This is a genomic window from Acinetobacter sp. AKBS16 (assembly GCF_002899995.1).
Lineage (GTDB): Bacteria > Pseudomonadota > Gammaproteobacteria > Pseudomonadales > Moraxellaceae > Acinetobacter > Acinetobacter baumannii.
In genome coordinates this window covers 1-6,866 of the sequence record NZ_POYH01000012.1, presented here as the reverse complement: position 1 = coordinate 6,866, position 6,866 = coordinate 1, and the positions used below count along the sequence as shown (strand labels likewise).

The 6,866-nt window shown below is 38.2% G+C and carries 8 protein-coding genes; 5 read left to right on the top strand and 3 right to left on the bottom strand.

Features of this window, described 5'->3' with window-relative positions; genetic code table 11:
- From C1642_RS02150 to rimI, 4 genes are all read left to right on the top strand, one after another.
- Positions 1-431: EF-Tu/IF-2/RF-3 family GTPase (locus tag C1642_RS02150; RefSeq protein ID WP_003357187.1), on the top strand; the 431-nt coding region annotated here is incomplete at its 5' end.
- A gap of 203 nt (positions 432-634) precedes the next feature.
- Positions 635-1,516, top strand: a complete 882-nt coding sequence (locus C1642_RS02145; protein WP_000992298.1) for a metal-dependent hydrolase — start codon at positions 635-637, stop codon at positions 1,514-1,516.
- Between the two features lie 237 nt (positions 1,517-1,753).
- Entirely contained in the window at positions 1,754-2,629 is an 876-nt protein-coding gene (locus C1642_RS02140; protein WP_000992291.1) for a metal-dependent hydrolase, read from the top strand.
- 108 nt (positions 2,630-2,737) lie between these two features.
- Complete coding sequence (gene rimI / locus C1642_RS02135) at positions 2,738-3,193, top strand: ribosomal protein S18-alanine N-acetyltransferase (RefSeq protein WP_000621543.1); 456 nt, start codon at positions 2,738-2,740, stop codon at positions 3,191-3,193.
- A 44-nt stretch (positions 3,194-3,237) separates the two neighbouring features.
- On the opposite strand, the gene C1642_RS02130 is transcribed toward rimI, so the two are convergent.
- The 3 genes from C1642_RS02130 to trxB all read right to left on the bottom strand — a co-directional run bounded on the left by C1642_RS02130 (position 3,238) and on the right by trxB (position 5,870).
- The gene (locus C1642_RS02130) at positions 3,238-4,053 is read right to left on the bottom strand and encodes an arginyltransferase (protein WP_000844343.1); all 816 of its coding nucleotides are present in this window, start codon (positions 4,051-4,053) and stop codon (positions 3,238-3,240) included.
- 18 nt (positions 4,054-4,071) lie between these two features.
- Positions 4,072-4,803 carry a leucyl/phenylalanyl-tRNA--protein transferase gene (aat, locus tag C1642_RS02125; protein WP_000854785.1) on the bottom strand — a complete coding sequence of 244 codons (732 nt, stop codon included), beginning with the start codon at positions 4,801-4,803 and terminating at the stop codon, positions 4,072-4,074.
- Between the two features lie 119 nt (positions 4,804-4,922).
- The gene (trxB, locus tag C1642_RS02120; protein WP_001276144.1) at positions 4,923-5,870 is read right to left on the bottom strand and encodes a thioredoxin-disulfide reductase; all 948 of its coding nucleotides are present in this window, start codon (positions 5,868-5,870) and stop codon (positions 4,923-4,925) included.
- A 269-nt stretch (positions 5,871-6,139) separates the two neighbouring features.
- On the opposite strand from trxB, the gene C1642_RS02115 reads away from it, so the two are divergent.
- The coding region (locus C1642_RS02115) for a DNA translocase FtsK 4TM domain-containing protein (RefSeq protein WP_171304682.1) at positions 6,140-6,866 on the top strand (727 nt) is incomplete at its 3' end.

Below are 6,866 nucleotides of genomic sequence, written 5' to 3'. Positions count from 1 at the left end.
TTAAAACAACTGTAACTGGCGTAGAAATGTTCCGTAAACTTCTTGACGAAGGCCGTGCAGGTGAGAACTGTGGTATCTTACTTCGTGGTACTAAGCGTGAAGAAGTACAACGTGGTCAAGTACTTGCTAAACCAGGTACAATCAAGCCGCACACTAAATTCGACGCAGAAGTATACGTACTTTCTAAAGAAGAAGGTGGTCGTCACACTCCATTCTTAAATGGTTACCGTCCACAGTTCTACTTCCGTACAACTGACGTAACTGGTGCGATCCAGTTGAAAGAAGGCGTTGAAATGGTAATGCCAGGTGACAACGTTGAAATGTCAGTAGAATTAATCCACCCAATCGCAATGGACCCAGGTCTACGTTTTGCGATCCGTGAAGGTGGTCGTACTGTAGGTGCTGGTGTTGTTGCTAAAGTAACTGCATAATCACTTTTCAGTGAAAAAAGCGCTCCTTTTGGGGCGCTTTTTTTATATCGAATTGTTAGACAATTCAGTTGAAAGCTGGCCTTAACTGATACTTCAATGTCCCTATTTGCACTTAAGCCTTTTTATTAAGTTTGTATGATAGAAATCAAGAAAACGAACAATAAAGTTTAAGTAACTTAGGTTACTAGTAAGGAGCTTTCAATATGAATGCTAAAGTGAATATCACAAATCGTGCAGGGGCAAGCTTTCCTGTACGTCGTATGAACTTTGATTTTAATGATGTGCCAGAATACTGGATGAATGGTTCCGCTGGACTTACACATTTTATGACAGCGTTATCCGCGCTATTTCCAGCTGGTGAAAAGTTCTTTATTGATAGTGTGCGTGCTGTGCGTTATCACCCAGCAATTAAAGACAATGAAGAGCTACAAAAAGAAATCAGTGCTTTCATTGGTCAAGAGGCGATGCATACACAAGAGCATGTAAACTTTAATGCTTCTGCCCAAAAATTTGGTCATGATGTTGAAACTTTAGAAAAGTTCACCGATACGGCTATTCAAACTGCCCGTAAAACTTTTGCAAAGCTCGTAAAACCATTTGGTATGACGCAAGAAATGGTGGACCTGACTGCTACTACAGCCCTTGAACATTTTACTGCAACCATTGCATCTCAGCTTTTAGTTAATACCCACATTCAAGAGTTGATGACAGATAAAACGATGTCAACCATGTGGTATTGGCATGCAATAGAAGAAAATGAACATAAAGCAGTCGCATTTGATGTGTATGAAGGTGTCTTTGGTAAAGGTGTAAAAGCTTATGCTTTACGCACAAGTTCACTTGTTTTTGCAATGGCTCTTATTTTCGCAATTCAATCTTCGTTTGTGGTTCGTCTTTTAAAGCAAGACCATAAATTAAACTTAGATGAGTTGTTTGTGATTTATAAATATGGTTATAGCCCGTCGAAAGGCATTATTACAGGTATGGCTAAAGAGATGTTAGCTTATTTTAAGCCAGGTTTCCACCCGAATGATTTAGATACGGTTAGTTTGTTAAAAACTTGGAAATTTAAACTTGGACTTTAAGCTGAAATTAAATGAAAAGGGCTGTTAGCAGTCCTTTTTTTATTGTCTATAAATTATGACTCACTTTTAAAAGATACTTGTTAATTTTGCGCTAGTATGAGGCTATTGATGACCTCATCTGATAATTTGCTGGCCTCATCTGCACTTAAATAGCGCCTTTAAAGGCGTATTATTATAAATATTAAGAAAATAAATAAGGATATAAGTGAATTTTCGATTCGCTTAAAGGAGTCTGACATGAATGCTAAAGTAAATATTTCTAATCGTGCCGGAGCAAGTTTCCCTGTGCGTCGTATGGACTTTGAGTTTGCTCAAGTTCCACGCTATTGGGCAAATTACGATGCAGGATTAACTCATTTTATGACAGCATTATCGGCTCTTTTTCCGGAAGGAGAGCAGTTCTTTGTAAACAGTACTCGTGCTGTGCGAAATGATCCTAAACTGGCTGATCCAGCACTTCAAAAAGAAATAAGTGCTTTTATTGGCCAAGAAGCTATGCATTCTAAAGAGCATCTTGCATTTAATGCTTCTGCGCAGGCGTATGGATATGATGTTCGTAAAATGGAAAAACAGACAGGTAAAGTTATTAAAGTAGGTACTGCGGTTGTAACCAAGCTAATGAAACCTTTTGGTTATACAAAAGAAATGATTGATTTAACAGGTACCTGTGCTTTAGAACATTTTACCTCAACTATTGCGGCTGAGCTTTTACAAAACCCTGAAATTCAAGCCATGTTCCAAGATGACACTATGTATCACTTATGGATGTGGCATGCGGTAGAAGAAAATGAACACAAAGCTGTAGCGTTTGATGTCTATACCAATATGTATGGGCAGGGGCCAAAAGCTTATTTTATGCGTTCAACTGCTTTAATCATTGCAATGGCCTTAATCTTTGCTACTCAGTCTTATTTTACTGCTAAGTTACTTAAGACTGATGATAAATTAACATGGAAAGATACCAAATACATGCTTAAATTCATGTATGGCCGTAAAGGTTTTATGACTCGTCAAATTCCAGAATTATTAGATTTCTTAAGACCAAAATTCCATCCAAATGATTCGGATACGACAGCTTTATTGGCCACTTGGCGTGAAAAATTAGGTCTTTAAAAAACTGATTGGAAAAGAGCAATTTAATTGCTCTTTTTTTTTACTCGTTTTTTCTATTTAAGTTTCTATAATACGTTTACTTTGAAATCTAAAAATGTGTTGAAACTCATGATTCGTACTATGCAAGCCTCAGATATTGATAGTGTTGCTCAAATTGAGAAGCTTGTTCAAACACACCCATGGTCTAGGCAGCAATTTGTAGAATCTTTAAATTCTTACCAATGTACGGTAATAGAATTAAATAATAAGGTGGTTGGTTTTTGTATTTTACAACCTGTATTAGATGAAGCGAATTTACTGCTCATGGCAATTGATCCTCAAATGCAAGGTAAAGGATTAGGATATCAGTTGTTAGATGCGTCGATTGAGCGTTTAGAAAATCACCCCGTACAAATTTTTCTAGAGGTACGTGAAAGTAATAAAGCTGCTATTGGTTTATACGAAAAAACAGGGTTTCACCAAATTGATGTGCGTCGTAACTATTATCCAACCCAAGAGGGTGGGCGTGAAAATGCCGTTATTATGGTAAAAAGCTGTACTGATGATTTTGCTTCTTTATTCTAAGAATGCCTGTCTTGTTGCTGTTTGAACAACAAGACAGAAGCAGATTATTTAATAATTAAATTATTCCATTCAGAAGGTAATGTGGTCATGAGGGAATTGCCTAACTGATTGATCTCTTCTGGTGATAATGATCTATTTAAGCGGCGCCATTGCCCATCTAGTAAAAGTTCTAGCGGCGTATATTGAGATTTATAGTTCATTTTAGCTGAGTGGGGAACCCAATAGCCTAAGTAGACATATTCTAAACCGAGTGTTTTTACATATTCGATTTGATTCAGAATTGAATAAACGCCTAAAGATCTACGGTGTTCATCTGGGTCAAAGAACGTATAGACGGCAGATAACCCATCATCCATTAAATCACAAGTCGAAACGCTAATAAGACGATTGTCTTTCCATAGTTCTAAGAAGAAACTATCTGTACAGCTATGGACCAAGAATTTTTCAAACTGATCTAAACTTGGCGGAAACATATCACCGTCGGCATGGCGCTCGTTAATGTAACGTTCATATAGATCATAATGAATTTGTGAGGCTTGCCGTGTTGGTAGAACAGTCATGGTGAGATCTTGATTTCGCTTCCATGCTTTTTTTTGCATGCTGTTCATTTGGAAATCGGCAACAGGTACACGACAAGATAAACACTGCCTGCATAAATGACATTCAGGACGGTATACAAAGTCGCCACTACGACGAAAACCTAATCGCGATAATTCAGAAAGCGTCACCACATCAATCCGATGAATCGGGTCTAAAAAGACCATGCGTGCTGATTTATTTTCTAAATAGCTGCAATCATGAGGTGGAGTAATATAATATTGCAGATCATTTAAAAGGGACTTCGGGTGATATGATTTCATGATTGGTCCCTCCTGTTATCATTCCATTAATTTTGCATTTAATGCTATTGTTTTACTTGAAAATACACGTTCTTGATACTTTTTCCAATTGATAGAGGGGTGAATAATTACATCTTGTAACGATTTAAGATATTCTTGCCGAGAAAGTGTACAAGCCCCAAGACTAATTAAGTGACTATTTACAAGTTGACAGTCAACCCAAGGAAGCTGATTTTCTTGACCAATTAACATTAACGTATAAAAAGCCATTTTAGAAACATCGGTTTGGGTACTAAACATAGACTCGCCAAAACAACCTTTACCGATCGTTACCCCATATAAACCACCTACCAGCTGCTCTTCTTGCCAGACTTCTACGCTATAGCCATAACCGGCATCAAACATTCCACAATAGCCTTCAATAATATCTTCACTAATCCATGTTTCATTAGCATAGCTTCGAGGTAGTGAACATGAGCGAATGACTTGCTCAAAAGCACGATTTACCGTAATGGTGTAATCATATTTTTTCATGTTACGAATAAGCGATTTACTCGGTTTATAGTTTTGAGGATAAATGATACAGCGTGGTTCAGGGCTCCACCAACAAATAGGTTCATCTTCATTAAACCATGGGAAAAGCCCATGTGTATACGCTTCATAGAGTGTGGAAGGGGAGAGGTCAGCGCCTATACAAATTAAACCATGACCATCTGGATCTGATTCCTCCGGATCTGGGAAAATATATTGAGATAGAGGCAGTGTTTTCATAAAACCAAAATAATATGTGCTTTAGGGCTATGCTATAAAAATTAATACAGGGCAGCCAGTAATTATTATAAATTCCAAAAAAACAGCCGTTATAAAACGGCTGTTTGAAATATCTAAACTTAAAGGTTATCTAGATATTTTTCGGCATCTAGTGCAGCCATACAGCCTGAACCCGCCGAAGTAATCGCTTGACGATAAATACTATCAGCAACATCACCAGCAGCAAAAACGCCTGCTACAGAAGTCGCTGTTGCGTTACCTGAAGTACCACTTTGTACTTGGATATAGCCATCACGTAAGTTTAGCTGACCTTCAAACATAGAGGTATTTGGTTTATGGCCAATTGCAATGAATAAGCCTTGAACTTGTACTTCTTGTTTGCTGTCATCTTTCGTAGATTTTAAGCGAACACCTGTTACGCCAGTATTGTCACCAAGAACTTCTTCAACCTCATGGTTCCAAACGATACTGATTTTGCCTTCTTTTTCTTTAGCAAATAAGTGATCTTGTAAAATCTTCTCAGAGCGTAAAGAATCACGGCGGTGTACAAGTGTCACATGTTCAGCAATATTTGATAAATAAAGTGCTTCTTCAACAGCAGTATTACCACCACCCACAACCATCACATTTTGGTTCTTGTAGAAGAAGCCATCACATGTGGCACATGCGCTCACGCCTTGACCCATAAATTTTTGTTCAGACTCTAAGCCAAGATATTGAGCTGTCGCACCAGTTGCAATAATTAAAGCATCACAAGTGTACTCATCCATATCACCTTTAAGAACAAAAGGACGTACATTTAAGTCCACTTCATTAATATGATCATAGACAAGTTCGGTACCAAAGCGTTCAGCATGTGCTTGCATACGGTCCATTAGGACAGGACCAGTCAAACCTTCAGGATCGCCCGGCCAGTTGTCAACTTCGGTTGTTGTTGTAAGTTGGCCGCCAAGTTGTAAACCTGCAATAAGTGTTGGTTTAAGATTTGCACGTGCTGCATAAACAGCTGCACTATAACCCGCAGGGCCAGAACCGAGAATAATTAACCGAGAATGACGAGCACTCATTGAGGGTATCCTTATTTATTTCGAGAATTTTGAAAATTATACGTGAAATTGCCGACCAATAGCGTTAAATCAATGTGGATAATATTGATCAGGTCAATCGAATTAAGTTATATAACAATATAGAAGAGCCTTATGTTAACAACAACTGTAAAGAATCATGCACCTTTTTTGTAAGAACAGGTGCATAATATAAAGTTCAATCGTTGAAGATCTGAAATGTAGGTCTTCACATCTCTAAACCAATAATTAAATGGGTTACAGGACAGTATATGACTGCGGTGTCAAGTGTTTATGCACAGCGCTTATTGATGACATTATTCTTGGTCTCTTTTGGGATTTATATGTTTCTGGCAACAGTAACATATACACCATTTGATCCGGGCTGGATGCATATTTCAAGTGATACTCAGCAAGTATCCAATGCAAGTGGTATTGCCGGTGCATGGATTGCAGATTTGCTGTTTGGCTTTTTAGGTTGGGCAAGTTTACTTATTCCAATCTTCCTATTTGTTGAAGCGATTCAAGTCTGGTGGCCACATAGTTTTCTAAACCGCCCATTCCGTTATGCTGCGCAGTTCTTCTTAATTCTTGTTGTGTCGAGTTTGCTTTACCTTCACTGGAATGTACCTGCAGATACTTTAGATAATGCGGCAGGCGGGATTATTGGTTATGAGTTGGGGCAAAGCTTATCTCAACTGTTAACAATTTATGGTGCGACATTATTTCTACTTGTTTTCGGAGTGGTATTGTTCACTTTGGCATTTGGGGTGCAGTGGAGCAAAACATGGGTTACGCTCAAAGCAATGCCTGGTTATTTACAAGATTTATTCTATAAAAATGTATCTCCTAACGAATCTGCTTATGACTTAACCACACAGCCTGCGAATAAAGCAGCAACGGTAAAAGTTGCAGAGATGCCTAAAGCAGAAGAAGTTACGGATGAAGTAGAGCTAAATGTCCAACCAGAAAAGGCTCAAAGCAAAGCGAGCTCTACAC